Genomic DNA, 26,159 nt, shown 5'->3' with positions numbered 1-26,159 from the left:
GGATCCGGCCGGCAACCGGTGGGCGTTCTTTTGGCGGGCCGGCTGCCGGCCAGCCCGCATTCGAGGCACCTCAGGCCGGGCGACGGCGTGACAACCGTCCCCAGGACGGCCGGGTCCGCCGCGGGGTCGATGCAGGGCTGCTGGAATCGGTCCGCGAGTCCATGATGGCGGAGGCAGGGGCTGTCACGCCGTCGCGCGTTGCAGCTGCGGTCCAGGCCACCGGAAGGCTCCTGGGCACCGCGGGTTCCCTCGCGGCGGCGGAACGGATCAGCGCCGAGCTGAACGGGCTGGGACCTTTGCACGAGCTCACCCGTGATCCAGCCACCACGGATATTTTCGTGAATGCGCCGGACGGCGTCTGGGTGGACCGGGGCCGCGGCATCGAGCGCACCGCCGTAGTGTTCGACAACGAAGTGCAGCTGCGGGCACTGGCCTGCAGGCTGATCGCAGCGGGCGGCCGGCGGCTTGACGACGGTTCCCCCTGCGTCGATGTGCGGTTGCCCGGCGGTTACCGCGTCCATGCCGTTCTGCCGCCGGTTTCCACCTCCGGGACCCTGCTGAGCATCCGCATCCGGCGGGAGCGGGTGTTCGCCATGGACGAGCTCCGGGCAAGCGGGATGTTCGGGCTGCGCTTGCACAAAGTGCTGGAACTGGTCGTTGAGCGCAGGCTGAGCTTCCTGGTCAGCGGCGCCACAGGGTCTGGGAAGACCACCCTGCTGTCCACCCTCCTTGGCTTGTGTTCCCCCGCGGAACGGCTGGTGCTCATCGAGGATGCGGCCGAACTCAACCCGGTCCACCCGCACGTGGTGTCGCTTGAATCCCGGCACGGGAACCTGGAAGGCGGCGGCCAGGTGGACCTCGGCGAACTGGTGCGCCAGGCCCTGCGGATGCGTCCGGACCGGCTGGTGGTTGGTGAATGCCGGGGCGCGGAAGTCCGCGACCTGCTGACCGCCATGAACACCGGCCACAGCGGCGGTGGCGGCACCATCCACGCGAATACGGCCGCGGCGGTGCCGGCCAGGCTGGCGGCCTTGGGCGCACTGGCCGGGCTTGGACCTGAGGGGGTGCGGCTGCAGGCGGCGAGCGCCCTCGATGTGGTTATCCACGTTGACCGGACGCTGCGGGGAAGGGAAGTGTCCTGCCTTGGCGTCGTCACGGACGGGCCGGAAGGGCTGGCGGTTGTTCCCGCACTGGAAACAGCTGCGGGAGTTCCGGGTCCTGCCTGGCCGGCGCTCGCAGCCCGGTTGGGCGTTGACGCGGGGGAGCTCCCGTGATCCTCCTCCTGGCGGCAATCCTCGGCTGCGCAGTTGTCCTGCTGCTGAAACCACCGCGAGGGGCACCGGCACGGCTTCGCTTTTTGGCAGGAAAAAGCCCGGGACAGGCCCGGACCGCTGGCCGGGTCAAGGCCCTGCCGTGGGTGCGTCCCGGGACTGCCAGGAAACGAAACCCCGGTTCGGCCCCCATGACCCTGCTGGTGCAGCAACTCGCCGCACTGCTGAAGGGCGGCCGGACACCGGGCAGGCTCTGGGACGAGTTATGGATGTTGTATGCGGGCGGAGAGTCCGGCCACCGCCTGCCTCCTGGGTCTGTCACAGTGCTGGCGGCCGCCAGGGCAGCGGCAGCTGAAGGCGCCCCGGTGTCTGCAGCAATCCGGAAGGCACTCCCAGGGGCACTGCCGGTCCGGGAGCGTGAAGCCGCAATTTGGTCGGAACTGGCGGCTTGCCTGGACATCGCGGAAGCCAGCGGCTGCCCCCTGGCCGGCGTGCTGACACGCTTCGCAGCACAGCTGGAAGTGGAAGACGACGCCGACGCCGCCCGGCAGACGGCGCTTGCCGGTCCCAAGGCAACAGTGCGGCTGCTCACCTGGTTGCCTCTGATGGGGCTCGGACTTGGCGCCGCGCTGGGGGTCGATCCACTTGCCATCCTGCTGGGCACGCCCCTGGGGTTGGCCGCGCTGGCTGCCGGGGTTGGCCTCACCGTGGCCGGCAGAATCTGGTCCGCGCGGCTGGTGGCCGTTGCTGCCGGCGGAAGGGCACCATGACCGCAGACGATATGACCGCCCTTGCCGTCTTCCTGGCGCTCACGGCCGCAACCTGCCTCGCCTGGGCGGGACGGGGCAACCCCCGGAAACGGCTGCGGAAACTGCCCCTTGCCGTGGACCATGGCGACGGGTCGGTTCCTGAGCCGGCAACCGCCCGTAGCTGGGGCGCACCCGGCCTTCGCGATACTGCCATGATGCTCGAACTGGTGGCAGCCATGCTGGACGCCGGTGCCAGCATCGGACGTTCCCTCGAACTCGTGGCGGCGTCGGCCTCGGCACGATACAGCGATGCCCTGCGGCCGGTGGTGTCCGCCTTGGCCATCGGCGCCGACTGGGACACCGCCTGGCGCAGTTCCGCGGTGCGGCTGCCCGAGGTGCTGGAACTGCGTGATGCCCTCGGGTTTGCGGCGCTTACAGGTGCCCCCTCCTCGGCGATCCTTTACGCGCAGGCGGCAAGGCTTCGCCGTGAACGGTTCCGGGCAGCGGAGAAACGTGCCGCCTCACTCGGGGTGAAGCTTGTGGTCCCGCTCGGACTGTGTTCGCTTCCGGCCTTTATTTGCCTGGGTGTGGTCCCCGTGCTGCTGGCGCTGGTTCCCTCGGGCGGCTAGCAACCCGCCCAGTTCTCCTCCACACCACCAAACCGCTCCGGCTTTTCCACTTAGCCAATGAGGTGCCTTACCGGCCCCTACCCCCGGGCGGAAGAGTCACAACTGCCGGCAACATCACCGGCCCCAGGAAAGGAAACGCAACATGTCCATGAACCACCACCGCCGCTACTACGCCGGATGCGCTGTCCCTGCCGCTTCACGTCCCGGCGGCCCCGCCCGGAACAGCAACCGGCGCCGCGATGCACCGGCGAACGCCGGCACCCTGCCGGGCAACGTCGTGGAGCTCTACCCCGGCGCCAGTCTGGTGCCAAAGCACCGCAGCTCCGCCAGGCTGGCGGGATCCGAGACCGGCATGGCCACCGCTGAATATGCCATCGCCACCCTCGCGGCCGTGGGGCTGGCCGGGCTGCTCGTCTTCATCCTCCGCAGCGAGGAGGTACGGGGCTTCCTGCTGACCCTGATCCGCACCGCACTGGCCTTGCCGTGAGCGGGGCTCCGGCCGCCGGGCGGGACCGGAGAACGGGAACGGGTCTTTCCGTCCAAGGCACCCGCGGAGGGAGGTTCCTCCGGGCAGATCATGCGCCGGACCTGTCCCGTGGTGCCGTCACCGCAGAGTTCGCCGTGGTCCTGCCCGCCGTGGTGGCACTGCTGGCCATGCTCCTGACAGGGGCCTCGGCCGGGGTCACGCAGCTGCGGATCGAGGAAGGGGCGCGGGCGGGAGCGCGGGCGCTGGCGAGGGGCGAGGATCCGGCCGCTGTCCAAAGGACCGTCAGGACCCTTGCCGGGGAGACGGCGGCCACAGCGGTCTCTGCCGAGGGCGGATGGTACAGGGTCACTGTCACTGACAGGGCGGGCGGGCCCTTGGGGTCGTCAATGCCCTGGACGCTGACAGCCACGGCTTCCTCCCGGAGCGAGACTCCGGCCGCCGGCCACGCCGGCAGGTCGGCCGGCGGCAGGGGCAACGCATGAGTGGCGGCGATGAGGGGCGGATGACCCTCTTGGACCACGGCGAGCGGGGCTCGGGAACAGTCCTGGCGGCAGGGCTGGCCCTCGTGGTGATGACTGCGATGGTCATGATGCTGCTCCTGGCCCAGGCGGCTGTCCAGTCCAGCAGGGCGGCAACCGCCGCTGATCTTGCTGCCCTCGCGGCCGCCGACGCGCTCCGCGGCATCACCACGGGCCAACCCTGTGCCGTTGCTGCGGAGGTGGCGTCCCGCCATGCCGCCCAACTCCTGGAGTGCATGGAAGGGCAGGGCCAGACAGTTGAGGTCCGGACGGAGCTGAACGAGGGATCGGTGCTGGGCCGCGCAACCGGCCGCGCACGCGCCGGTCCTCCGCCTTAACCGCCTGGTGGCCTACCGAGCCCTGGTCCTGGCGTTCCGGGTCTCAGGCAGGACGGGAACCAACGATCGGTTCACCGGCTGCGGCAGGCTCGGTGGCGTCCTTCAACAAAACCTCCAGCAGGGTCACGGCAGCGTGTTTGTCCAGCGGATTGTTCTTGTTGCCGCACTTGGGGGACTGCACGCAGGACGGGCAGCCGGAATCGCACTCGCAGGCCTTGATCGCATCCCGGGTGGCAGCCAGCCACACTTTCGCCTTGTCGAAGCCGCGCTCGGCGAAGCCCGCGCCGCCGGGGTGCCCGTCATACACAAAAATGGTGGGCACCCCGGTGTCGGCGTGCAGTGCTGTTGACACGCCACCGATGTCCCACCTGTCGCTGGATGCCACCAGGGGCAGGAGCCCGATCGCAGCATGTTCGGCCGCATGCAGGGCACCGGGGAACTGGGCTTCGATAAGGCCGGCGGCGGTCAGGGACCTGTTGTCCACCACGAACCACACGGCCTTCGTGAACAGTTCCCTGGCGCCGAGGTCAAGGGGTTCCTCGCCGAGGATCTCGTTCGAAACCAAGGCTTTCCGCTGGAAGGAAACCACCTGGGTGGTGACCTTTACGTCGCCGAAGTGGACGGTGATGTCACCCCACTGCATGGTCCGCTGGGTGTCCAGCACTTCGATCTGGGTTACGTCCCGCGCGGTGGTGTAATAGTCGGGATTGGCGCGGCGGACCACCACGCAGTGGTCGTCCTCGTTCAGGTCCTCCACCACATACGTGTCACCCTGATGGACATAGACGGCGCCGTTGTGGGCCTGGTAGTGGGTCTGCGGCGAGTCCATCGTGCCCAGGAGGGAACCGGTGTCGGCATCCACGATGCTGACGGGTCCGCCGCCGTCGGCGCGCAGGTTGACCATGGCGGCGGCACTCTGGGAATGCGTCCAGAACCAGCCGGCCGGCCTGCGGCGGAGGTAGCCCTGGGCCACCAGCTTGTCCAGCAAACCCTCAGTGGTTGGGCCGAACAGGTCCAGTTCGCCCGGGCCAAGCGGGAGCTCTGCCGCTGCCGCGCAGAGGTGCGGGCCCAGGACGTAGGGATTGGACGGGTCGAAAACGGTGGCCTCGACGGACACGTCGAAAATCGCTTCGGGATGGTTGACCAGGAAGGTGTCCAAAGGGTCGTCACTTGCAACAAAGGCCGCGAGGGCCGCCTGGCCCGCCCTTCCGGCCCGCCCGATCTGCTGGAACAGGCTGGCCCGGGTTCCTGGCCAGCCTGCCACCAGGACGGCGTCCAGGCCGGAGATGTCGATACCCAGCTCCAGCGCAGAGGTGCTGGAAACCCCGAGCAGGCGGCCGGACCTTAGTGCCTTTTCCACGGCCCGGCGTTCCTCGGGCAGGTAGCCCGAGCGGTAGGCGGCAACCCGCTGTGGAAGGCTCGGATCCACCTCGTCCAGCAGGCGCTTGGTGATCGAGGAAATGGTTTCGGCGCCCCGCCGGGACTTGATGAAGGCGATGGTGCGTACTTGGGCGGACACCAGGTTGGCCAGCAGGTCCGCTGTTTCGGCCACTGCCGTGCGCCGTTCCTTGGCGCCGTTCTCGCCCTTGACCTCGGTGAGGGCCGGTTCCCAGAGCGCCACCGTGGTGGCGCCGTGCGGCGAACAGTCCGTGGACACGGCCTGGACGGGCGCGCCAATGAGCCGGGAGAAGGACGCGTCAGGGTCCGAGGCAGTCGCCGAGGCGGCAATAAAGACAGGCTCGAGAAAGGAGGTGCCGGCCCCGTAGTAGGCACACACGCGGCGCAGCCGCCGCATCAGGTTGGCCACGTGGGACCCGAACACTCCGCGATAGCTGTGGGCCTCGTCCACAATCACATAGCGAAGGCGGCGGAAAAACCCTGCCCACCAGGCATGGTTCGGGAGGATGCCGAAGTGGAGCATGTCAGGGTTGGCCAGGATGAAGTTGGCGTGGTCCCGGATCCAGCGCCGGGATGCAGGATCGGTGTCCCCGTCGTACGTTTCCGCCCTCACCGTGGGCAGTTCCAGGGCACGGATGGCGTTCAGCTGATCGGCGGCCAAAGCCTTGGTGGGGGACAGGTAGAGGGTGACCGCGCCGTCGTCGTGGATCTTTCCGGGGTCGGCGAGGACGCGCAGTTCCGAGCGGTGTATGGCGTCCAGCGCAGGCAGCTGGTAGGCGAGTGATTTTCCTGAGGCCGTTCCTGTGGCCACCACCACGTGCCTGCCGTCGTGGGCGATATCGGCCGCTTCAACCTGGTGACGGTACGGCTCCTGGATACCCCTTGAACCGTAGGCGGCCACCAGGTCCGGGTGCACCCACGACGGCCACGGCTGGTGCACAGCGGCACGCGCCGGAATGGTGTGGACATGACGGAGCTGTTCCGGTTCCGGGTTGCGGCCCAGCAGCGGAAGCAGGGAGTCATGGGGGTTCACCCCAATATTGTTTCACCCGGCTCGAACCGCCCGGGGACCGGTTCGCCCACGGGGGAACCCGGCAGGCCAACGGAATAAACTTCCGGGGTCAGCTGAGGGAGAGGTCCGCGCCGTTCCGAGAGGCCGAGAGCATCAGCACGCGCGAGACAGTGCTCCAGCCGAGGTGTGAATACAGCTTCTGGCCGTCGATGGAGGCCAGCAGCAGTCCGGTGGTCACGTCATGCTCGAAGGCCTGAGCGGCCAGGGCGCGCATGATGAAGGCGCCAAGGCCGCGGCGCTGGAACCCGGGTTCGGTGATGATCTTGTCGAACACCGCGGTATCGCCCACGACAAACACCCGGCCGCTGGCGGCGAGGGCGTCGCCGGACCGGACTTCCGCATAGTGGACCCGGTTTTGTTCGGACGTCGAGAAGGCCAGGTCGTCGTCGGACAGCCAGGGGTCCTCGGCGTCCTGCGTCGCCATGTCCACGATCATCATGGTCTGGGTATCGGAGGTGGCATTAAGCCCGTGCCGGGCGGCAAGGGCGGTGTAGCGGGCAAGGTCGTTGGTAAGGATGGTCAGGCCGCGGGACGGCGCCTCCGCCGTCTTCGCCGCGAGGCCGGCGAACTCGTCGTCCGTAGGATCCGACGCGAAATATTCCCATTCGCCGCTCGTGTCTGCCCGGAGCGCGGCGGGGAAGCGGCCCTCTTTGGCTGTCTGGTATCCGCGGCAGCCGGCCCAGCCGGCCACCCACACTTCAAGAAGGCCAGTGATGTCTTCAATCATGGTTTCCGGGCTCATGGGATGAACACTATTCCAGCCCGATCGCCAGTAACAGGGTGCTTATGCAATTGTGATCCGCGGTGCCCGCAGTCTTGCAGGAGCAAGGCTGGGGGTGCCACCGCATGCCGGCCAGGCACCAGCCGGTACCCTTAAATACGTGGCTTTGAACAAAATCGTCCTCTTCTACGGCTTCACCCCCATCCCGGATCCTGACGCAGTGCGGCTGTGGCAGCGCGCCCTCTGCCAGAGCCTGGGCCTGACCGGGCGGATCATCATTTCCAAGGACGGCATCAACGCCACCGTGGGCGGCGAAATCCACGCTGTGAAGCAGTACGTGAAAACAACCAGAGAGTACAAGGGTTTCCGGGGTATCGACGTTAAATGGTCCGACGGCGGCGCAAGCGACTTTCCGAAGCTCAGCGTCAAGGTGCGCGACGAGATCGTCTCCTTCGGCGCCCCCGGGGAGCTGAAAGTGGACGCCAACGGTGTGGTGGGCGGCGGCAAGCACCTCAAGCCAGGGGAACTCCACCAGCTGGTGGACGCCAAGAAGCAGGACGGGGAGGAGGTGGTTTTCTTCGACGGCCGCAACGCCTTCGAAGCCCAGATCGGCCGTTTCAAGGACGCCGTGGTCCCGGATGTCGCCACCACGCACGACTTCATCAAGGAACTGGACTCAGGCAAGTACGACTCCCTTAAAGGCAAACCCGTGGTCACTTACTGCACCGGCGGTATCCGCTGCGAGGTGCTTTCCAGCCTGATGGTGAACCGCGGATTCAAGGAGGTCTACCAGCTGGACGGAGGCATCGTCCGGTACGGGGAGGCCTTCAAGGACCAGGGCCTCTGGGAGGGCTCCCTTTACGTCTTTGACAAGCGGATGCACCTGGAGTTCAGCGAAGACGCCAAGACCATCGGTGAATGCGCCCGCTGCTCGGCGCCCACCAGCAAGTTCGAAAACTGTTCAAACCTCAGCTGCCGCACCCTGACGCTGTACTGCACCGGATGTTCGGCCAGCCCCGAGACCCTGCGCTGCCCGGAGGGCTGCGCAGCCTGAACGGACCACGGCTTCAGCCGGGCACCAACATCCAGGAGTCAGAGCCTGCGCAACCGGTAGGCGAAGTTCGCCCCGGTCCGTGCCTCCACCGTCACGCTGAGCGCTGTGTCGGCCGAAAGATAGATGACGTTTTCGCGGTTAACCCCGCACCTCAATCCCAGGTCCACCAGGGTCAGCGTGTCGCTGCGGACCACGAACGTCACCCGCCGCTGGCTGCGGCAGGCCAGGGCCAGTGCGTAAGTGCCCGTTTCCAGGACCGGGGTGGCCTCCGTCCGCACCTCACCGGCTGCCAGCAGCCCCGCTCCCGCGTGCACCACCGGCTGCGGGGTATCGGACAGGGTCCGCGAGACCCAGCCGTCCAGTTCGTCCTCCGGCACGGGGTCACGCCGCAGCGGGTCACGGGTGAAGACCGGAGCGGGAGCGGCTGTCTGCCCGGTTTCCGTGGTGCCGGACCAGTCGCGGCCGTCGTCGTAGGTGTATTCGCAGCCGCCCGTCGCCGCCCCTGCCGCCAGCACAAGGCCAAGGACGACGGCGCTCGCCCGCTTCTGTGCATGCAGCGCCGGTGCTGTCCCCGGGGAAGGGGGCGCGGAGTGTCTCCGCACGCTGGGCATAGTCCGACTTTAAGCCCGCACGCGCCGGCGGACCATAGGAGGGCCGGTCCTATTCAGCGGGCAGCAACTGGTAGGCGTAGATCAGCGGGGCGTCCACGCTGGAGGTGCTGATTTCAAGGCTGCCGGACTCGGGCAGCGTGATCCTGGCGGTTTCCCTGCTGCCGTTGCAGGCTGCGCCGGCGTCCACCACCTGTGTCCCGTTCAGCGACACAGCAAAAAAGGCCTTGCCCCCGCCCTCGCACGTGGCCGTCAACGTATAGCGCCCGGGAGGAACATTTGCAGCCTCCCGGACAATGCGGTCCCGGTTCAGGATCTTTCCGGCATCCCCGAGCACCTCCCCGGAGGCGGGCGGGAGGGCTGTGGCCCGCCACTGGGGGACGTCCGCGTTCTCGATGGATACCACCGGGGAGCACGCCGCCAGGGTGAAGGCAGCAGCCACCGCCGCGCCGCTTTCCAGGAGGAGCCGGCCGCGGGCATGCGGAAGGGGGGACAGGCTGAAAGGCATGTTTCCACGCTACCCCTTGGACGGGAAAGCCCAACATGGGCGAGGGGTCACGGTCAGGCCCCGGACTAAACTTGTCCGGTGCCTAGTTCCCCATATGAGTTCACCGCCGGCAATACCCCGGACGCCCCCCGCAGCGACCGTCCTGGGCTGCTGGCCGCCCTCGCGGAAGATCTGCGCCGGCTCGGTTACACGCTCGACGGCGTCGCGCAACTCCTGGGTCCCGCCGCTTCCGCCGCGCTGAACCGCGACCAGACAATTCCCGCCCTGCTGGCCACCCAGCGGGCTGCCAAGGAGGAGGACGGCGCCCGTCGCCTCGCCGCCGTCGTCCGTCTTTGGCTCCTTGCCGAGCCCCAGGACGGTGCAACGCTCGACGCCGCCCTGCCGGGCACCGGTGCGGCAGGCCTGCTGGAACTCGGGCTGGTCCAGCCCGTCCCCGGCACCGGTCTGCTCAGTGCCAAGGCTGACCTGCGGCCGTACGGATGGGACGCGAACCAGGACGGCAGCGGCGGCGCCGAATTGTGGGTGGCAAGCGACCTCGCGGCACACCAGCAGGAGGGCGTCCTCCGGCACGACCACGTCCTGGGCATCGGGCAGGCCTCCACCACCCTGGTGCAGACCACCATCCGCCGCCACACCCGGCGGGCACTGGACCTTGGCACAGGGTGCGGCATCCAAACGTTCCACCTGCTGCACCACTGCGAACACGTCACTGCCACCGACATCTCCGAGCGGGCCCTTGCCTTCACCCGGTTCAACATCCTGCTCAACGCCGCCGCCCTCTCCGTGGACCCGGAGCGGCTGGAGGACCGGGTGAGCCTCCGGCTCGGCTCGCTCCTGGAACCCGTCGCCGGCGAGGCCTTCGACCTGGTGGTATCCAACCCGCCCTTCGTCATCACCCCGCGGCGTCCGGGCGAGGATGCCGCCGGACAGTTCACCTACCGCGACGGCGGGCTGCCGGGCGACCAGATCGTTTCCTCACTGGTTGAGGAGTTGCCCGGCGTGCTCGCTCCCGGGGGCACGGCCCAGATGCTGGGCAACTGGGAAGTGGCAGCGGGCGCAGAATGGCATGATCGGCCCAGGGGGTGGGTCCCGTCCGGTGTGGACGCCTGGTTCATCCAGAGGGAGCTGGTCAGCCCGGAGCAGTACGCCGAAACATGGCTGCAGGACGCCTCGGAAAGCCGCGACCGCCGGCACTACCAGGAGGCGTACGCCGCCTACCTGGACGACTTTGAATCGCGGAAGGTGGCGGGCATCGGCTTCGGCATGGTTTGGCTCCGCCGCCCGCTGTCCGGTGGACCGGCCCTCCGCCGGTTCGAGGAGATTACCTACCCCATCGAGCAGCCCATCGGCCCGCACCTGGGCGCCGCCGTCGAACGCGCCGACTGGCTGGCGTCCCACAGTCTGGAGGATGCGCACCTGCTGGTGGCGGACGACGTCACGGAGGAACGGCACCAGCGGCCCGGCGCGGAGCATCCGGGCGTTATCCTGCTGCGCCAGGGAGCGGGGCTGCGGCGCACCAACCTGCTCAGCACCGGGCTTGCGGGCTTTGTTTCGGCGTGCGACGGCGACCTGTCCGCCGGGCAGATCGCCGTCGCCCTGGAGGCGCTGCTGGGCGGGGACGACGGGTCTGCAGACGCCGGTTCCTTCCGGCGCGCACTCCTTGCCGACGTCGAAAACCTGGTCCGCGACGGCTTCCTGGTTCCTGCCGCTGGGTGAGTACCTGCGGGGCCTCTCCGGACCCCCGGCTTTTCCACAGGACTGCGCAAGATTGTCGAAAATATGGTGAACTAGGCCAATATGGGCTCATCTGCCCCAGCAACCTTTTTCTGTAGGAGCACCGTGCCAAGCAAGGCCAAAACCGGCAAGAAACTCGTGATTGTGGAGTCTCCGGCCAAGAGCAAGACCATCGCCAAGTACCTCGGCGAGGGCTTCATCGTAGAGGCCTCCATTGGTCACATCCGCGACCTGCCGCAGCCATCGGAGCTCCCTGCCGAACTGAAGAAGACGTCGGTGGGCAAGTTCGCCGTCGATATTGAAAACGACTTCAAGCCCTACTACGTGGTGTCCGCGGACAAGAAGAAAAAGGTCACTGAACTCAAGGCGGCCCTCAAAGACGCCGACGAACTCTACCTCGCAACAGATGGGGACCGCGAGGGCGAAGCCATCGCGTGGCACCTGCTGGAAGTACTCAAGCCCAAGGTCCCGGTGTACCGGATGACGTTCGGCGAAATCACCAAGGAAGCCATCCAGCGCGCCATGGGCAACCTGCGCGACGTCGACTCCGCCCTGGTGGACGCGCAAGAGACCCGGCGCGTTCTGGACCGGCTCTACGGCTACGAGATTTCCCCCGTCCTGTGGCGCAAGGTGGCCCGCGGGCTGTCCGCCGGCCGCGTACAGTCCGTGGTCACCCGCATGGTGGTGGACCGTGAACGCGAACGCATGGCCTTCAAGGCAGCCTCCTACTGGGACCTCACCGGACAGTTCGGCGCGGACGCCGGATCCTTCAAGGCCAAGCTGGCCGCAGTGGATGGCGCCAAGGTCGCCGCGGGCCGGGACTTCAACGACGACGGCGTGCTGGTCTCCAAGAACGTCGCGCACCTGAACGAGGAGCTGGCTACGTCGCTGGCCGCAGGGCTGCAGGACGCTTCGTTCACGGTCCGCTCCGTCGAAACCAAGCCGTACACCCGCCGCCCTGCCGCGCCGTTCACCACCTCCACGCTGCAGCAGGAAGCGGGGCGCAAGCTGCGGTTCTCCTCCAAAAGCACCATGCAGATCGCGCAGCGGCTGTACGAAAACGGCTACATCACCTATATGCGTACAGACTCCTCGGCGCTGAGCGACGAAGCCATCACCGCCGCCCGGCGGCAGGCATCAGAGCTGTACGGGCCGGAGTACGTCCCGGGCTCACCGCGGGTCTACTCCAACACGGCCGCCAACGCGCAGGAAGCCCACGAGGCCATCCGGCCCGCCGGCGACTCCTTCCGCACTCCTGCCCAGGTGGCTTCCCAGCTCTCCGGCGACGAGTTCCGCCTCTACGAACTGATCTGGAAGCGCACCGTCGCCTCGCAGATGGCCGACGCCAAGGGCTCCACCGCCACCATCCGGCTCGGGGCCGTCGCCGCCGACGGCCGGGACGCCGAATTCTCCGCCTCCGGCACCGTCATCACCTTCCCCGGCTTCCTCGCAGCCTACGAGGAGGGCAAGGACGAGACCCGCGGCGACGAGGACTCGGACGAGGCACGCCGCCTGCCCAACGTGGCCAAGGGCGATTCGCTCACCGCCTCGGCAATCGTGGCCGTGGGACACGAAACGTCGCCGCCGCCGCGCTACACGGAAGCGTCCCTGACGGCAGAGCTGGAAAAGAAGGGCATCGGCCGTCCCTCCACGTATGCCTCCACCATCTCCACCATCCAGGACCGGGGCTATGTCCGGAAGCAGGGATCGGCGCTGGTTCCCAGCTGGATCGCCTTCTCCGTAATCCGGCTGCTGGAGCAGCACTTCTCCGACTACGTGGACTACGAGTTCACCGCCGACATGGAAGGCGACCTTGACAAGATTGCCAACGGGCAGGAAGTGGGCGCAGCCTGGCTGAAGCACTTCTACTTCGGCGAGGATGCTGATCCCGGCCTGCTGAGCATCGTGAACAACCTGGGCGAGATCGACGCCCGGGAAATCAACTCCGTGCCCATCACCGACGGCATCACGCTCCGGGTGGGCAAGTTCGGCCCCTACCTGGAAAGCTCGCTGCCCACGTTGGACGCCAAGACCGGAGAACTCGTGGAGTCCGCGCGCGCCAACGTTCCCGAGGACCTGGCCCCTGACGAGCTCACCGCAGCCAAAGCTATTGAGCTGATGGAGACGGCGGCTCCGGAGGAACGCGTGCTGGGCACCGATCCGCATACCGGGCACACCATTGTTGCCAAGAACGGGCGCTACGGGGCGTACGTCACGGAGATCATCCCGGAGATCAGTGAGGAAGAACTCGCCAAGCAACCGGTGGAGTACTACAAGAACGGCAAGCCGAAGCCGCCCAAGAAGCCCGTCAAGGCCAAGCCGCGGACCGGTTCGTTGTTCAAGTCCATGACGGTGGAATCCGTCACCCTGGATGAGGCCCTGCAACTGATGAGCCTGCCCCGAGTGCTGGGCGAGGACGCCGACGGCAACCCCATCACGGTGCAGAACGGCCGGTTCGGCCCCTACCTGAAGAAGGGTACGGACTCCCGGTCCATCGGCTCGGAAGAGGAAATCTTCACCATCACGCTGGAACAGGCCCTGGAAATCTACTCCCAGCCGAAGCAGCGCGGCGCCCGTGCCGCCGTGCCGCCGCTGGCCGAGTTCGGCCCGGACCCGGTGTCGGAGAAGAACATCGTGGTGAAGGAAGGCCGGTTCGGGCCGTACATCACCGACGGCATCACCAACATCACGGTCCCGCGCGCCACCTCGCTGGAGGAATTGACCCGGGAACAGGCAGTGGAGCTCCTCGCGGAGAAGCGGGCCAAGGGGCCGGTCAAGCGCACCGCCACCCGTAAAGCCCCGGCCAAGAAGAAGGCAGCGGCAAAGAAGTAGGCGTCTGCCGCGAATTGCGCCGTGCACCCGGACGTGATCGGCTAGGAACATGACTGAACAGCCTGGAATTGCCGACCCCGCTCCGCTCAACGACCTCGAGGAGAAGCTCGCCAAGGGCGGACAGCCTGACGCCAGCCCGGTGGATGTCATCCTGTCCTTCCTCAACAGCGAGGTGTACATCGTCAGCTCGGACACCATTGAGGGCGTGGACTCCCAGGTGGAGCCCCTGGTCCTCGCCAACGCCGACGGCGATCCCGTCCTCGCGGTCTTCTCGCACCCGAGCCGGGTGGACCAGCAGTATCTCGAGGCGGCTCCCAACGTGCTGGGCACCCAGGGTGCGGCCATCATCGCCAATATCGGCGAGGAACTGGGCCTGGTCATCAACCCGGGCGCGGCCTACGGATTCGAGATCAACCCGGAGGGCGTGGCCAACATCAAGCGCGACTTCAAGCGCGCGGACGGGCAATAATATCCCCATGCGGCTAGGCGTCCTCGATATAGGGTCCAACACTGTCCATCTTCTGCTGGTGGACGCACACTCCGGCGCGCGCCCGGTACCGTTCGCGTCGCACAAGCGTCCACTTTCCCTGGTCCAGTACCTCGAGCCGGACGGCAGCATCAGCGATGCCGGACAGCACGAACTCACCGAGTTCGTCCTGGAAGCCTGGGAGTTTGCGGCCCGCCACAAGGCCGAGGATCTTCTTGCTTTCTGTACGTCCGCCATCAGGGAGGCGACCAACGGCCCCGAGGTCCTGGCCAGGGTCAAGCATGAGACCACGGTGACCTTGCAGGAGCTTACCGGCAGCGAGGAAGCGTCCATGACCTTCTTCGCCGTCCGGCGCTGGTACGGCTGGGGCGCCGGGCCCATCCTGAACCTGGATATTGGCGGCGGTTCCTTTGAAATGGCCTTCGGGCAGGACGAACTGCCCGAGGTTGCCATGTCTGTGCCCCTCGGGGCCAGCCGGCTAACCAGGGACTGGCTGCCCGAAGACCCACCCAGCGCCAGGAGCGTCAAGGAACTGCGGCGGTACATCCGCGCCACTTTGAAACCGGCGGTACGCGAGTTCGAAGGACTCGGCAGGGCGAACCTTGTTGCCGGAACCTCCAAGACGTTCCGGTCATTGGCCAGGATCGCCGGGGCCGCCCCCAGCGATGCAGGGCCCTATGTCAAGCGCGAACTCAATGCAACGGACCTGGGCATCTGGGCGCAGCGGATTTCCGCGATGAAAGCCGAGGACAGGCTGCACCTCCCCGGTGTTTCGGAGGCCCGTGCCCACCAGCTGCTCGCCGGCGCGCTCGTTGCGGAGGCAGCACTGGAACTGTTCAAATTCAAGAAACTGCGGATCTGTCCGTGGGCGCTGCGCGAAGGGCTCATCCTGCGCCGGCTCGACCAGCTGGTCTTCGACGGCCCGCTCGAGCCCGCGCCGCACGTGGTTCCGGCCCACGCGGCCGAAGCCACCGTCTAGTACCGTGAGCCGGCGTCGGGCTTAAACGCGGGAGCGCCGGCGCCGGCAACAGGAAAATGGGGGAAAACCTGTTGCCAGCCGCCGGCGCCCTGGCAGGCATCCCCATGCCTGCCGCATCACTCGCACCCTCAATGAGGTACTAACTACGATAGGGCCGCTTCTTGTGAACTTCCTGCATCCAACATGTGAGCAAGCTGTGAATCGTTAATCCCGCGTTTCCGTCAGGAATCTGCACGCGCCGGACCGAACTGCAATGATGGAGCAATGAGCAACCGAATCGCATTCCTTGGCTGTGGGTCCATGAACGAAGCCATTCTTGGCGGACTTTTGGAAGCGGGAACTGACCCCGCGGATATTGTGGCCACCGTCAGGCGTGCGGAACGGGCCGCGGAACTGGCCGAACGCTACCACGGCATCACCGCGATCGCCGGCGAGGAAGAACCGGACAACAACAAGCAGGCCACCAAGGGATCCGCCGTCGTCATCCTTGGCGTCAAACCCATCGGGATCACGGACCTTGCCCGCGAAATCAGCGGCGCCCTGGCCCCCACCACCGTTGTGGTCAGCGTGGCAGCGGCCGTGTCCATCGCCCAGCTTGAAGCCGCCCTCCCGGCTGGGCAACCGGTCATCCGGACCATGCCGAACACTCCGGCCAAACTCGGCCGCGGCGTGGTGTCCGTGTCGCCGGGCACCAGCTGCTCCCGGGAGCAGCTGCAGATGGTCAAGGATGTCCTGAAAGGTGCGGGGACCGTCGTTGAAGTCCCCGAGGAGCAGGTGGACGCGCTCTCGGCGATCAGCGGCTCCGGACCCGCGTACGCGTTCTACCTGGCGGAGGCGATGGCGGCCGCGGGAGAGGAACTGGGCCTGGACCGTGAGCTGTCCCTGCTGCTGGCCCGCGAAACAGTTGCCGGCGCCGGGCTGATGCTTGCTGAACCGGGCGCCGATCCCGCGGCTCTGCGGAAGGCGGTCACCAGCCCGAACGGCACCACCGAGCGAGCAATCGCCACGTTCGACGAGCGCGGCATTCCCTCCATCATCGCCGCCGGTGCGCGGGCGGCAGCGGACCGGGCAGCGGAGATCACCAGGCAGCTCGGCTAGGGCCGGGCGGCGAACCGCTCCAGCAGGTCCACGTGGCCGGAGACAATCAGCATGTCCCGTGAGGACACCTTTGTCTCCGGGCGGGCGTAGGTGAAGTCCTCGCCCGGAGACTTCACGCCCACAATGGTGACCCCGTACTTGGAGCGGACTTTCGATTCGTCCAGCGTGAAGCCCACCGTTTCCCGCGGCGGATACATCTTCACAATGGCGAAGTCGTCGTCGAATTCGATGAAGTCGAGCATGCGCCCGGATACAAGGTGCGCGGCCCGGACGCCCGCATCAGCCTCGGGGTAAATGACGTGGTTGGCGCCGATCCGGGTGAGGATCTTGCCGTGGGACGGTGTGATGGCCTTGACCCATAGGTGCTCGATCCCAAGGTCCACCAGGTTCACGGTGATCAGCACGGAGGATTCGATGGAGGTGCCCACGCCCACGACGGCGGAGCTGAACTCCTGTGCCCCAAGCTGGCGGAGGGCGTCGATGTTGGTGGCGTCGGCCTCCACCACGTGGGTGAGCTGTGGCGCCCACTTCTGCACCAGGGTCCTGTCACGTTCGATAGCGAGCACTTCGCGGCCCTGCTTCACCAACTGTTCAGCGGTGGCGGAGCCAAAACGTCCCAGTCCAATCACCAGTACGGGAGCATTATGGGCTGGGCGGTTTGGAGTGCCTGGGGAACTAGCCAATGATGGGCCTTTCTTCCGGGTAGTGGTACAGCTGGCTGCGCTGGCGCAAGCTCAGGGCGGCGGCGAGGGTAACCGTACCAACGCGTCCCATGAACATCAGGGCGGTCAGCACGTAGACTCCTGCAGGCGGCACCTCTCCGCTCAGGTTCGTGCTGAGCCCACAGGTGGCGAACGCGGAAATAGCCTCGAAGAGCACGCGGTCCAGGGACTCGCCACTGATGGACAGCAGGAGGAACGACCCCACGGATACCAGCGTCGCTCCCGCAACGATCACGGAGATCGCGACCCGCATGGCTCCTTGCGGAATGGTGCGGCCGTGCACTTTCACGTCAGCATCACCCCGGGCTTCTGCCGCTATGGCGAGGAACATGATGGCGATAGTGGTCACTTTGATCCCACCGGCAGTGGAAGCGGAGCCGCCCCCCGCAAACATAAGGGCATCCGTCAGGAGCATGGTGGTGGACTCCAGCTGGTTTTGGTCCACCAGGCTGAAACCCCCGGATCGGATCTGGACCGACGCGAAAGCCGCGTTAAAGAGCTTGTCATTGATCCCCAGGGTTCCGATGGTTCGGGCGTTGTCCCACTCCATGAGAGCCCAGAGCACGCTTCCCGCGGCAAAAAGGATGAGCGAGACTTCAATGGTCAGCTTGGTATGAAGATTCCACTTCTTCCAGTTGAACCCGTTCTGCTGCAGCACCATCACCACGGGAAAGCCCAGGCTGCCGAAGAAAACACCGGCCATGATGGGAACAAGGATCCACAGGTCGTTGCGGAACGGAACGATGCCCTCCGCGTGAACCGCGAATCCTGCATTGTTGAAGGCCGAGATGGAGTAGAACAAGCCATGCCAGACGGCACGCCAAAAGTCCTCGCCCAGCACGAGGAACCGGGGGATCAGGACCAGTGCGAGGATGGCTTCGATCACCACGGACGTGGTGATGACAATTCGCAGCAGGGTACCCACTTCGCCGAGACGGCCTGCATTGTTCATCGATTCCGCGGCGATGATCTTGCCGCGGACACCAAGGCGCTTGCTCACCATCAACGCCAACAGCGACGCCAGGGTCAAGGTGCCCAGGCCTCCGATGAAGATGCCGATCAGGATGACCAGCTGGCCGAAGAAGGACCAGTGGGCAGCGGTGGATACTACGGTGAGGCCGGTCACGCACACGGCCGAGACCGCGGTGAACATGGCCTGGTGCAGCGGGGTGGCAGTGCCGGTGGCAGAGGAGATGGGCAGTGACAACACGAACGTGAAGAGCAGGCATACGGCAGCGAATACCGTCAGGGCAAGCCGGGCCGGCGAGGTGTTCGCGATGTCATCGATGAAGTCGCGCAGCCGCGTGAGAATCCAGAGGCCTTCCCGCTCCTGCACGGCGGCGGGATGCCAGGTGGCCGCACTCCGGGGCCGCGACTGGCTCTGCGTCATGTGTGGCTTTTTCCTCGATTGAATCTGCTTCCCTCAGTAGTAAACCACTAATGCCCGCGTAATGGCCGGGCCGGCAGCGGGCTCTGCTCGGGTAGCCTGTGATTGATGACATACCTGCCGGGTCTCAGCCAGCCCGCGCCGCCGACGCTGGTGGCGTGGGGCCCTGACATGACCGCCTACAATTTTGGTCCCGGCCACCCGATGGCGCCGGAGCGGATGGAGCTTACGGCGCGGCTGGCCCGCAGCCTGGGCCTGTTCGATCTCGACCACGTTGCCGTTGAAGCGCCGGAGGTTGCGTCCGACGACGAGCTTGAGCGCGTGCATTCCGCCGAGTTTGTGGCGGCCGTGCGGCGGGTCAGCGAGGATCCCTCGGCCCCTGACGAGTCCCGCGGCCTGGGCACCGAGGACGACCCCGCGTTCGCGGGAATGCATGAGGCTGCAGCCCGGCTGGCCGGCGGATCCCTGCTGGCGGCGACCCGGATCCTGGACGGTTTGGCCGTGCATGCCGTGAACTTCGGCGGCGGCATGCACCACGCTGCCCGCGACCGTGCCAGCGGCTTCTGCATCTACAACGACGCAGCGCTTGCGGTGCAAAGGTTGCTCGACGGCGGCGTCCGCAAGGTGGCCTACATCGACGTTGACGCGCACCACGGCGACGGGACGGAGAGTATCTTCTGGGACGACCCCCGGGTCCTCACCCTGTCCCTGCACGAGACCGGCCTCACCCTTTTTCCTGGGACCGGTTTTGCCAACGAAATCGGCGGGCCTGCTGCTGAGGGTACAGCGGTGAACATCGCCCTGCCGGCCGGCACCAGCGATGCCGGCTGGCTCCGGGCCTTCTACGCCGTGGTGCCGCAGCTCGTGGCTGCATTCGAACCGGAAGTCATCGTCAGCCAGCACGGCTGCGACTCGCACCGGACGGACCCGCTAACGCACCTCAACCTCAGCGTTGACGGACAGCGCGAGGCAGCCCACGCCGTCGGGCATCTCGCGGAACGCCACTGCGGCGGCCGGTGGATCGCCACCGGCGGTGGCGGGTACAACGTCCTGGAGGTCGTGCCCCGGGCCTGGAGCCACTTGGTGGCCATCGCCGCGGGGCGGCCGGTGCCGCTGCGCACCCCCGTGCCGCAGGAGTGGCGGGACTACGTCCACGAGAAGTTCGGTGCATCCGCACCGGGCCTGATGAGTGACGACGTGGAACTGTGGTGGCGGTCCTGGGAAGTGGGATTCGATCCCAATGACGCCGTCGACAGGACGGTCATGGCCACCCGGAAGGCCGTTTTCCCGCTGCACGGCCTGGATCCGTGGTTCGACTAGGGCCTGATGCCGGAAGGCTTTCCGGCTAAGTGCCGGCCTTTTCCGTCTGGAACACAACGCCGGCCGCGCCGATCAGCCAGCCCAGCAGAGACAGGGCGAAAGCTCCAATCAGGTCCGTGGACGCTGTCCCTTTGGCCAGCCACAGGAGCAGGACGAGCAGCCCAACCGCAAGGTAGACGACGATCGCTGCGATGATCCGGCCGGACAGCCGCGCCGTGACCTCCGCGGGGTTGAAGGGGGAAGAAGGCCGTCCCGGTCCCGCCCCGCCTGCCGGCCGCGGCTGGTTGCTCCCTTCCGCCTGCCGCACCTCGGCGATAGTGAATCCCAGCGCCGAGGCGGTCAGCGAACTCAGCGACGTGGCAAGCACTCCTGCCGCCGTAACCAACGCGCCGTTCAGGGGAGGAGCCACAGTGCGGCCGTCCGGTACCCAGAATCCCACGCGGAGCAGGACGCTGCCCCAGACCGCAACAAACAGGGCCAGGAACACGAACGCGATGATGTTGAACAGTTGCTGGCGCAGGACGTCCATGCTGTGTTGTAGCACCGGCAGGAACCGTGGGCAAGAGGCCGTTCCTTGCCCGAAATAGTTGATGCCTTTCGGCGTATATGTCGCTAGGGTGGGAGGCATGGTGACAGACGACGTATTTGCCGTCATTGCGGAATCGACCCGGCGGGACATCCTGGTCTCCCTTCGCTCCGGAGACAAGGCCGTGGGGGAACTCGTGGAAGAACTGGCCGCAAGCCAGCCCACCATTTCCAAGCACCTGAAAGTCCTGCGGGAAGCCCAGCTGGTGAGCATGCGCGCCCAGGGCCAGAAGCGCTACTACGCGCTGAACCGTAAACCCCTCGAGGGAATCGCCAGCTGGCTGGAGACGTTCGACGTCGGGTCCCCGGCGGCCGCAACTGCGGCCGCCTCCGCGGGGACCGCCACGGAAACGGCCGGGCCCAAGGAAGCCGCCGGCGCCGCCGCGGGCGGAACGGCGCAGGCCGTGGCAGCGGGGGCAGTCTCCGAAGGGGTCCTGGCGCCCGACGGTGCCGAGCTGAGCCCCGCCGTCGTCATCCCCGGGGGAACCACTGCCCCGCTGAGCGACGACAGCGTGCCCCAGCAGATCGGCCGCACCGTGGGCCGGGCGGCCACCCGGGCCGCCGACCTGCTGGCCAACCTTCCCAAGTTCGGCCGCAAGAAGTAGCCGCCTCCCCAAGTAGGTAGCGTCAAGTGTCGTTCTGAGCCCTCAAAACGACACTTGACGCTACTCAGTTGGGCGGCGTTACTTGTTCAGCAGCCGCACGTGCTCCGGGGTGAGCTCGGAGATGCCGCTGACACCCAGCAGTGCCATGGTGCGGGCCATGTCCTTCTCGAGGATCTGCAGGGTGCGGTCCACCCCGGCCCGTCCGCCGGCCATCAGGCCGTAGAGGTAGGCGCGGCCGATCAGCGTGAAGTCGGCCCCCAGGGCCAGCGCGGCCACGATGTCCGCGCCGCTCATGATGCCCGTGTCCAGCATGATGGCCGCGTCCGTGTTGTCCGCAGTGAAGGCCTGCTTCACCTCGGGCAGCAGGTGGAACGGGATCGGGGCCCGGTCCAGCTGGCGGCCGCCGTGGTTGGACAGGACGACGCCGTCGGCGCCGTGGTCCACCACGCGGCGCGCATCCTCCACGGTCTGGATGCCCTTGACCACGAGCTTGCCCTTCCAGGTTTCGCGCAGCCAGTCGAGGTCCTCGAAAGTGAGGGTGGGATCGAACATCGAGTTGATCAGGTCCGCCACGGTGCCGGTGTAGCGGGACAGCGAGGCGAAGGTCAGCGGCTCGTGGGTGAGGAAGTTGAACCACCAGGCCGGGCGGTAGGACGCGTCCAGCACGGTCTTGAGGGTCAGGGCCGGCGGGATGGTCATTCCGTTGCGGACGTCGCGGAGGCGGGCGCCGGCCACGGCGGTGTCAACGGTGACCATCAGAGTGTCGTTTCCGGCCTTGGCAGCCCGGTCGATCAGTTCCAGGGACCGGTCGCGGTCCGTCCACAGGTACAGCTGGAACCAGTTGCGGCCGTTCGGGGCGGCGGCTGCCACGTCCTCGATGGAGGCCGTTCCCATGGTGGACAGGGTGTAGGGGATTTCCGCGGCTTCCGCAGCCTGCGAGCCGGCGTATTCACCCTCGGACTGCATCATCCGGGTGAAGCCGGTGGGGGCGATGCCCACGGGCAGGCGGGAGGGCTTGCCCAGGATTTGGGTGGACAGGTCGATGGCGGAAACGTTTCGGAGGATGCCAGGGCGGAATTCGATGTCCCGGAAGGCCTGCCGGGCCCGGCCGAGGGTGATTTCCTCTTCAGCCGCGCCGTCGGTGTAGTCGAACGGTGCCTGCGGAGTGCGGCGCCTGGCGATGTCGCGCAGCTCCCAAATGGAGCTGGCCCGCTTCAGCCGGGCCTCCTTGCTGAACTCCGGCTTTTTGAACTGCATCAGCGGAGCAAGGTCCGAGTACTTGGGGATACGGCGTTTCAGGGCGGCAGGAACAGCCAATGACGCCGGGGCAGGAGTCCGTGCAGGAATGGCGGGAATGTCCGTTGCGTCCGGCGCGGGCGTGGTTTCCGGGTTGTTGGGCTGGATGGTGTGGGTCATGGCGTCCTCCGTTGGGCCTAGGTCTGACTCCTGGACCTTCTATGGTCTAACCACACTGTAGGACATGTGGTCCAACCACATCAACTACCATGGAGCCATGCGTACCCACCAGCTGGTCCTTTCCTGGATTGAGAACGAACTCTCCGGCGGGAGGCTGGCCCTTGGCGGCCGGCTCCCGGCTGAGCGCACCCTGGCCGAGCAGCTCAACGTATCCCGCACTTCGGTACGGGAGGCGATCCGGATACTGGAGGCGATGGGCGTGGTGCGGGCCGGCGTGGGTTCTGGTCCCGAGTCCGGCACTGTTGTTATTGCGGATCCCACGGCGGCCTTGGGGTCTGCGCTCCGCCTGCACGTGGCCACCCGGCACCTTCCCGTGGCGGACATCGTGGAGACGCGTGTGCTTTTGGAGTCGTGGGCGGTGGCGAAGGCGAGCCCGGATGCCCCTGAGCTGGCGGATGCTGCCGCGCTCCTGGAAGGCATGGCCGCGGAAGGGCTGGGCGTGGGCGACTTCCTCGCCCTGGATGTCCGGTTCCACCTGGCACTGGCCGACGCCGCGGGCAATGCCGTGGTGAGCGCAATGATGGGCTCCCTCCGCGAAGCCATCCAGGGCTACGCCGCGGAACTGACCTCCGGCCTTCCGGACTGGGAAGCCACGGCCTCCCGCCTTCGTGCCGAGCACGAGGCCATCCTGGCAGCCATCCGGAACAACGACGGCGGCTTGGCGGCCAAGCTGGTGGCCGCCCACATCGAGGGGTACTACAAGGAAGCCGGCCTGGCGTCTTAGGGCAAGCCCGAAAGGCCCCGGAGTTAGCCGTGGACTGCCGTGCGGGGCGCCTTGGCGGGGCCTGTGCTGGCGCGGACTTCCAGCCGCGGCTGGTACCGGCTGCCCGGTGCGTCGCTGTCCTCCTTGCGGATGAGCGCACGCAGCTGTTGCCACGCCTGTTCGCCCAGCTCCGTGATGGGGACCGCTGCAGTGGTGAGCGCCGGCGTCGTGTATTTGGCGAAGGGGATGTCGTCGAAACCGGTGACGGAGATATCGCCGGGGACATCCAGCCCGCGCTCATGGAGGCCGCTCATCAGGCCCATGGCCACAAGATCGTTGAACGCCAGGATCCCCGTGGCACCGCTGTCCAGGACGGCGTCCACGGCTTCATGGCCGGTGTCGAAGTCCGAGCCGCCCTCGAGCATGGTCACCTCGACGTCCGGGTGCGCAGCCTTGAAAGCCTCCAGGCCCTGAAGCCTGAGGCCGTTGGAGGCACTGCGCGGCGGGCCGGCAAGGAACGCCAACCGGGTGTGGCCAAGCTCCACCAGGTGTTCGGCGATGTCCTGCACGCCCTGCCCGTAGTCCACCACCAGGCTGGGCACCCCTTTCGTTGCCGTGGCCCGGTTGATCAGGACCAAGGGATGCAGGGACGGCACAATTTCCTCGAGTTCGGCGTCCGTCATGCGGGGCGCACACAGCACCAGCCCGTCGCAACGACGGCGGGCCTCGCCGGCCAGGATTGCCTCCTCACTGGAGACCTCGAAGGAGTCGGCGATCAGGACGCGGTACCCGTCCTGGGCCGCAGCGCGGCTGAGCCCGCGAAGGATCGCCTGGAAGGTGGGGTTAGCCAGGTCCGGCACCACGATTCCAATCGTGTCCGTTTTCCCCAGGGCGAGGCTGCGCCCCACCGGATTCGGCTGGTACTTAAGTTCGGCCGCTGCGGCGCGGACGCGGGCAGCGATGTCCGGATCCACCGTGTAGTTGCCATTCATGACGCGGGAAACCGTGGCATGCGAAACCCCTGCCTTCACGGCGACATCCGCGATGCCGACCCGGCCGGTTGCCGATTTCCTGACCATAGGAGCCCTTTCGTAGCGCCACGGACCTCTGGTCCACGGCCGGTTTCGCCTGTTCTGCAGCAAGGACCGGTCGCCTTGGTGGCGGTGTGTCGAGTGCCAGCATATACCGGGACGGGAAAGCGATTTCTATTGTTTTCCCGTGTTTTTTCCACACGGTTGGGAGCGGAAACGCAGCGGGCGATTGCCTGCAGCGTAGAAAACGCTTTCTTTTAGTGCCCGTAATGGTTGACGCGGAACCGGGGAGGTTGGTACAAATCTATTAGAGAACCGAGAAAACGCTTTCTCATGCCGGTGCAGCAAGACGCCGGTGCCGTCGTATTTGGCCTTCCACAAGGCCGCCTCAAAGCTTCCGAAAGGGCCCCTAATGGTCAACACAGCCGAGTCGAGTTCAGCAGCAGCAACCGGCACCGCCACTGCTGCCGCCCCCGCCGCCCGGAGTGGCGGCAAGGCCCGCATCGCCCTGATCGGTACCGGTGGACGCTCCGAAATGTACATCCGCGCCATCTTAGGCAACTACGCCCACACAGCCGAGCTGGTCGCCTTCTCCGACGTCAACCCCGGCCGGGTGGAGTTCTACCAAAAGCTCATCCAGGAACTGGGAGCTCCCGGCCCCATCGCCACCTTCGACCCGTCGGAGCTCACCTCCTTCATACAGGCAAACGCCATTGACCGGATCGTGGTGACCACTCCTGACTACACCCACGCCGATTACATCGTGGAGGGACTCCGCGCCGGCGCCGACGTCGTCGTCGAAAAGCCCCTGACCATTGACGCCGAGGGCTGTCGCCGCATCACCAAGGCGGTGAAGGAGACGGGCCGCAACGTGGTGGTCACGTTCAACTACCGCTATTCGCCGCGCAACAGCGCCCTCAAGGAAATCATCCAGAGCGGCGTGATCGGCAAGGTCACCTCCATCGACTTCAGCTGGGTCCTGGACACCGTCCACGGCGCGGACTACTTCCGCCGCTGGCACCGCGAGAAGAAAAACTCCGGCGGCCTGCTGATCCACAAGGCTTCCCACCACTTCGACCTGGTCAACTGGTGGATTGACGATGTGCCCGAGCGCGTCTTTGCCTCCGGCGGCCTGAAATTCTACGGCGATAAGAACGCTGCCGAGCGGGGCCTGGGCCCCCGCCCCGAACGCGGCACTCCCGACGCCGACGGCCCGGCGACCGCAGAGAAGGACCCGTTCACGCTTGACCTTCGCGAGGATGAGCGGCTGAAAGCCCTCTTCCTGGACAACGAGCACTACGACGGCTACCGCCGGGACCAGGACGTGTTCACCGGTGGCATCACCATCGAGGACAACCTGGCACTGGTGGTCGAATACCAGGGCGGCCCGCGCCTGAGCTACTCGCTGAACGCCCACAGCCCCTGGGAGGGCTACCGGGTAGCCGTCAACGGCACCGAGGGCCGCGCCGAACTGGAAGTGGTGGAACGCGCCGCCGTCACCAGCAGTACGGACAAGAAGACCGTCGTGGACCCCAGCGCCACGCCCGTCGAGGAAGACGACGCCATCCGCCGCAACGGTGAACGCCTTGTGGTCCAGCGGCACTGGGAAGCAGCCTACGAGGTGCCGATCATCAACGGCGAAGGCGGCCACGGCGGCGGTGACGAGCTCCTGCTCTCGGACCTGTTCAACGGGCCTGGTGAGGACCCACTGGGCCGCCCCTCCGGCTACCTTGACGGACTCCGTTCCGTCTCCGTTGGCATCGCCGGCAACCAGTCGCTGGAGTCTTGCCTGCCCGTCCGTATCGAGGACCTGGACCTCGGCGTCGACCTCCGCCGCGGCAAGTAAC

General features: G+C 66.8%; 25 protein-coding genes. 16 read left to right on the top strand and 9 right to left on the bottom strand.

Annotation, left to right across the window (positions count from 1 at the left end; genetic code table 11):
• Positions 1-2: 2 nt before the first annotated feature.
• The 6 genes from ACLH0K_RS14785 (at position 3) to ACLH0K_RS14760 (ending at position 3,992) form a co-directional block, all read left to right on the top strand.
• Complete coding sequence (locus tag ACLH0K_RS14785) at positions 3-1,274, top strand: TadA family conjugal transfer-associated ATPase (protein WP_411376488.1); 1,272 nt, start codon at positions 3-5, stop codon at positions 1,272-1,274.
• Positions 1,271-2,041, top strand: a complete 771-nt coding sequence (locus ACLH0K_RS14780) for a type II secretion system F family protein (RefSeq protein ID WP_411374304.1) — start codon at positions 1,271-1,273, stop codon at positions 2,039-2,041. The genes ACLH0K_RS14785 and ACLH0K_RS14780 overlap by 4 nt, the downstream gene beginning before the upstream one ends.
• A complete protein-coding gene (locus ACLH0K_RS14775) occupies positions 2,038-2,649 on the top strand; it encodes a type II secretion system F family protein (protein WP_411374303.1) in 612 nt (203 codons plus the stop codon). Before ACLH0K_RS14780 ends, ACLH0K_RS14775 begins: the two co-directional genes overlap by 4 nt.
• Positions 2,650-2,791: 142 nt before the next feature.
• Positions 2,792-3,136, top strand: coding sequence for a DUF4244 domain-containing protein (locus ACLH0K_RS14770; RefSeq protein ID WP_411374302.1), 345 nt, complete (start codon positions 2,792-2,794; stop codon positions 3,134-3,136).
• Positions 3,133-3,618 (top strand): TadE family type IV pilus minor pilin, encoded by a 486-nt coding sequence (locus tag ACLH0K_RS14765; protein WP_411374301.1) that lies wholly within the window; start codon positions 3,133-3,135, stop codon positions 3,616-3,618. The genes ACLH0K_RS14770 and ACLH0K_RS14765 overlap by 4 nt, the downstream gene beginning before the upstream one ends.
• Positions 3,615-3,992, top strand: a complete 378-nt coding sequence (locus ACLH0K_RS14760; protein ID WP_411374300.1) for an Rv3654c family TadE-like protein — start codon at positions 3,615-3,617, stop codon at positions 3,990-3,992. The genes ACLH0K_RS14765 and ACLH0K_RS14760 overlap by 4 nt, the downstream gene beginning before the upstream one ends.
• 43 nt (positions 3,993-4,035) lie before the next feature.
• On the opposite strand, the gene ACLH0K_RS14755 is transcribed toward ACLH0K_RS14760, so the two are convergent.
• Together ACLH0K_RS14755 and ACLH0K_RS14750 are read right to left on the bottom strand one after the other, a co-directional pair.
• Complete coding sequence (locus ACLH0K_RS14755) at positions 4,036-6,423, bottom strand: DEAD/DEAH box helicase (RefSeq protein WP_411374299.1); 2,388 nt, start codon at positions 6,421-6,423, stop codon at positions 4,036-4,038.
• Positions 6,424-6,511: 88 nt separating this feature from the next.
• The gene (locus ACLH0K_RS14750; protein WP_411374298.1) at positions 6,512-7,204 is read right to left on the bottom strand and encodes a GNAT family N-acetyltransferase; all 693 of its coding nucleotides are present in this window, start codon (positions 7,202-7,204) and stop codon (positions 6,512-6,514) included.
• Positions 7,205-7,343: 139 nt separating this feature from the next.
• Here ACLH0K_RS14750 and ACLH0K_RS14745 point away from each other — a divergent pair, with 139 nt between their 5' ends.
• The gene (locus ACLH0K_RS14745) at positions 7,344-8,237 is read left to right on the top strand and encodes a rhodanese-related sulfurtransferase (RefSeq protein ID WP_411374297.1); all 894 of its coding nucleotides are present in this window, start codon (positions 7,344-7,346) and stop codon (positions 8,235-8,237) included.
• A gap of 38 nt (positions 8,238-8,275) precedes the next feature.
• On the opposite strand, the gene ACLH0K_RS14740 is transcribed toward ACLH0K_RS14745, so the two are convergent.
• Both ACLH0K_RS14740 and ACLH0K_RS14735 read right to left on the bottom strand, forming a co-directional pair.
• Positions 8,276-8,848 (bottom strand): hypothetical protein, encoded by a 573-nt coding sequence (locus ACLH0K_RS14740; protein ID WP_411374296.1) that lies wholly within the window; start codon positions 8,846-8,848, stop codon positions 8,276-8,278.
• Positions 8,849-8,897: 49 nt separating this feature from the next.
• Entirely contained in the window at positions 8,898-9,353 is a 456-nt protein-coding gene (locus ACLH0K_RS14735; protein ID WP_411374295.1) for a hypothetical protein, read from the bottom strand.
• A 78-nt stretch (positions 9,354-9,431) separates the two neighbouring features.
• On the opposite strand from ACLH0K_RS14735, the gene ACLH0K_RS14730 reads away from it, so the two are divergent.
• The 5 genes from ACLH0K_RS14730 (at position 9,432) to proC (ending at position 16,483) form a co-directional block, all read left to right on the top strand.
• Positions 9,432-11,069: a methyltransferase gene (locus ACLH0K_RS14730; protein ID WP_411374294.1), complete on the top strand. Its 1,638-nt coding sequence runs from the start codon at positions 9,432-9,434 to the stop codon at positions 11,067-11,069.
• Between the two features lie 123 nt (positions 11,070-11,192).
• Positions 11,193-13,919, top strand: coding sequence for a type I DNA topoisomerase (gene topA / locus ACLH0K_RS14725; RefSeq protein ID WP_411374293.1), 2,727 nt, complete (start codon positions 11,193-11,195; stop codon positions 13,917-13,919).
• A gap of 49 nt (positions 13,920-13,968) precedes the next feature.
• Complete coding sequence (locus tag ACLH0K_RS14720; RefSeq protein ID WP_411374292.1) at positions 13,969-14,388, top strand: SseB family protein; 420 nt, start codon at positions 13,969-13,971, stop codon at positions 14,386-14,388.
• A gap of 7 nt (positions 14,389-14,395) precedes the next feature.
• Positions 14,396-15,385 carry a Ppx/GppA phosphatase family protein gene (locus ACLH0K_RS14715; RefSeq protein ID WP_411374291.1) on the top strand — a complete coding sequence of 330 codons (990 nt, stop codon included), beginning with the start codon at positions 14,396-14,398 and terminating at the stop codon, positions 15,383-15,385.
• A gap of 264 nt (positions 15,386-15,649) precedes the next feature.
• Entirely contained in the window at positions 15,650-16,483 is an 834-nt protein-coding gene (gene proC, locus ACLH0K_RS14710; protein ID WP_411374290.1) for a pyrroline-5-carboxylate reductase, read from the top strand.
• On the opposite strand, the gene ACLH0K_RS14705 is transcribed toward proC, so the two are convergent.
• Positions 16,480-17,166: a potassium channel family protein gene (locus tag ACLH0K_RS14705; RefSeq protein ID WP_411374289.1), complete on the bottom strand. Its 687-nt coding sequence runs from the start codon at positions 17,164-17,166 to the stop codon at positions 16,480-16,482. The two genes, proC and ACLH0K_RS14705, sit on opposite strands and share 4 nt — an antisense overlap.
• Positions 17,159-18,595 carry a TrkH family potassium uptake protein gene (locus ACLH0K_RS14700; RefSeq protein ID WP_411374288.1) on the bottom strand — a complete coding sequence of 479 codons (1,437 nt, stop codon included), beginning with the start codon at positions 18,593-18,595 and terminating at the stop codon, positions 17,159-17,161. The genes ACLH0K_RS14705 and ACLH0K_RS14700 overlap by 8 nt, the downstream gene beginning before the upstream one ends.
• A 105-nt stretch (positions 18,596-18,700) precedes the next feature.
• Between ACLH0K_RS14700 and ACLH0K_RS14695 the strand changes: the two genes are divergently transcribed.
• Entirely contained in the window at positions 18,701-19,912 is a 1,212-nt protein-coding gene (locus ACLH0K_RS14695) for an acetoin utilization protein AcuC (protein WP_411374287.1), read from the top strand.
• Positions 19,913-19,937: 25 nt separating this feature from the next.
• Here the strand turns inward: ACLH0K_RS14695 and ACLH0K_RS14690 are convergent, their stop codons facing one another.
• A complete protein-coding gene (locus tag ACLH0K_RS14690; protein ID WP_411374286.1) occupies positions 19,938-20,441 on the bottom strand; it encodes a hypothetical protein in 504 nt (167 codons plus the stop codon).
• Between the two features lie 97 nt (positions 20,442-20,538).
• Here ACLH0K_RS14690 and ACLH0K_RS14685 point away from each other — a divergent pair, with 97 nt between their 5' ends.
• A complete protein-coding gene (locus tag ACLH0K_RS14685) occupies positions 20,539-21,102 on the top strand; it encodes an ArsR/SmtB family transcription factor (RefSeq protein WP_411374285.1) in 564 nt (187 codons plus the stop codon).
• Positions 21,103-21,180: 78 nt separating this feature from the next.
• On the opposite strand, the gene ACLH0K_RS14680 is transcribed toward ACLH0K_RS14685, so the two are convergent.
• Positions 21,181-22,518, bottom strand: coding sequence for an alpha-hydroxy-acid oxidizing protein (locus ACLH0K_RS14680; protein WP_411374284.1), 1,338 nt, complete (start codon positions 22,516-22,518; stop codon positions 21,181-21,183).
• 97 nt (positions 22,519-22,615) lie between these two features.
• Between ACLH0K_RS14680 and ACLH0K_RS14675 the strand changes: the two genes are divergently transcribed.
• On the top strand, positions 22,616-23,302 hold the full coding sequence (locus ACLH0K_RS14675; RefSeq protein ID WP_411374283.1) for a FadR/GntR family transcriptional regulator: 687 nt from the start codon (positions 22,616-22,618) through the stop codon (positions 23,300-23,302).
• Positions 23,303-23,325: 23 nt separating this feature from the next.
• Here ACLH0K_RS14675 and ACLH0K_RS14670 read toward each other — a convergent pair whose 3' ends face one another.
• Positions 23,326-24,360, bottom strand: coding sequence for a LacI family DNA-binding transcriptional regulator (locus tag ACLH0K_RS14670; RefSeq protein WP_411374282.1), 1,035 nt, complete (start codon positions 24,358-24,360; stop codon positions 23,326-23,328).
• Positions 24,361-24,724: 364 nt separating this feature from the next.
• Between ACLH0K_RS14670 and ACLH0K_RS14665 the strand changes: the two genes are divergently transcribed.
• Positions 24,725-26,158 carry a Gfo/Idh/MocA family oxidoreductase gene (locus tag ACLH0K_RS14665; RefSeq protein WP_411374281.1) on the top strand — a complete coding sequence of 478 codons (1,434 nt, stop codon included), beginning with the start codon at positions 24,725-24,727 and terminating at the stop codon, positions 26,156-26,158.
• The last annotated feature ends 1 nt before the right edge of the window (position 26,159 follow it).

This window comes from Arthrobacter sp. MPF02 (assembly GCF_046605375.1).
In the GTDB taxonomy this organism is placed as follows: domain Bacteria; phylum Actinomycetota; class Actinomycetes; order Actinomycetales; family Micrococcaceae; genus Arthrobacter.
The sequence above is the reverse complement of the archived record's forward strand: the minus strand, read 5'-3'. Positions and strand labels throughout refer to the sequence as shown.

What these genes read in the sequence shown, in the direction of transcription:
- ACLH0K_RS14670 (WP_411374282.1), bottom strand. Translation starts at nt 24,360, where the DNA reads ATGGTCAGGAAATCGGCAACCGGCCGGGTCGGCATCGCGGATGTCGCC.
- ACLH0K_RS14750 (WP_411374298.1), bottom strand. Translation starts at nt 7,204, where the DNA reads ATGAGCCCGGAAACCATGATTGAAGACATCACTGGCCTTCTTGAAGTG.
- ACLH0K_RS14760 (WP_411374300.1), top strand. Translation starts at nt 3,615, where the DNA reads ATGAGTGGCGGCGATGAGGGGCGGATGACCCTCTTGGACCACGGCGAG.
- ACLH0K_RS14680 (WP_411374284.1), bottom strand. Translation starts at nt 22,518, where the DNA reads ATGACCCACACCATCCAGCCCAACAACCCGGAAACCACGCCCGCGCCG.
- ACLH0K_RS14675 (WP_411374283.1), top strand. Translation starts at nt 22,616, where the DNA reads ATGCGTACCCACCAGCTGGTCCTTTCCTGGATTGAGAACGAACTCTCC.
- ACLH0K_RS14715 (WP_411374291.1), top strand. Translation starts at nt 14,396, where the DNA reads ATGCGGCTAGGCGTCCTCGATATAGGGTCCAACACTGTCCATCTTCTG.
- ACLH0K_RS14735 (WP_411374295.1), bottom strand. Translation starts at nt 9,353, where the DNA reads ATGCCTTTCAGCCTGTCCCCCCTTCCGCATGCCCGCGGCCGGCTCCTC.
- ACLH0K_RS14690 (WP_411374286.1), bottom strand. Translation starts at nt 20,441, where the DNA reads ATGGACGTCCTGCGCCAGCAACTGTTCAACATCATCGCGTTCGTGTTC.
- ACLH0K_RS14740 (WP_411374296.1), bottom strand. Translation starts at nt 8,848, where the DNA reads ATGCCCAGCGTGCGGAGACACTCCGCGCCCCCTTCCCCGGGGACAGCA.
- ACLH0K_RS14720 (WP_411374292.1), top strand. Translation starts at nt 13,969, where the DNA reads ATGACTGAACAGCCTGGAATTGCCGACCCCGCTCCGCTCAACGACCTC.
- ACLH0K_RS14685 (WP_411374285.1), top strand. Translation starts at nt 20,539, where the DNA reads ATGGTGACAGACGACGTATTTGCCGTCATTGCGGAATCGACCCGGCGG.
- ACLH0K_RS14700 (WP_411374288.1), bottom strand. Translation starts at nt 18,595, where the DNA reads ATGACGCAGAGCCAGTCGCGGCCCCGGAGTGCGGCCACCTGGCATCCC.
- proC (WP_411374290.1), top strand. Translation starts at nt 15,650, where the DNA reads ATGAGCAACCGAATCGCATTCCTTGGCTGTGGGTCCATGAACGAAGCC.
- ACLH0K_RS14770 (WP_411374302.1), top strand. Translation starts at nt 2,792, where the DNA reads ATGTCCATGAACCACCACCGCCGCTACTACGCCGGATGCGCTGTCCCT.
- ACLH0K_RS14775 (WP_411374303.1), top strand. Translation starts at nt 2,038, where the DNA reads ATGACCGCAGACGATATGACCGCCCTTGCCGTCTTCCTGGCGCTCACG.
- ACLH0K_RS14665 (WP_411374281.1), top strand. Translation starts at nt 24,725, where the DNA reads ATGGTCAACACAGCCGAGTCGAGTTCAGCAGCAGCAACCGGCACCGCC.
- ACLH0K_RS14695 (WP_411374287.1), top strand. Translation starts at nt 18,701, where the DNA reads ATGACATACCTGCCGGGTCTCAGCCAGCCCGCGCCGCCGACGCTGGTG.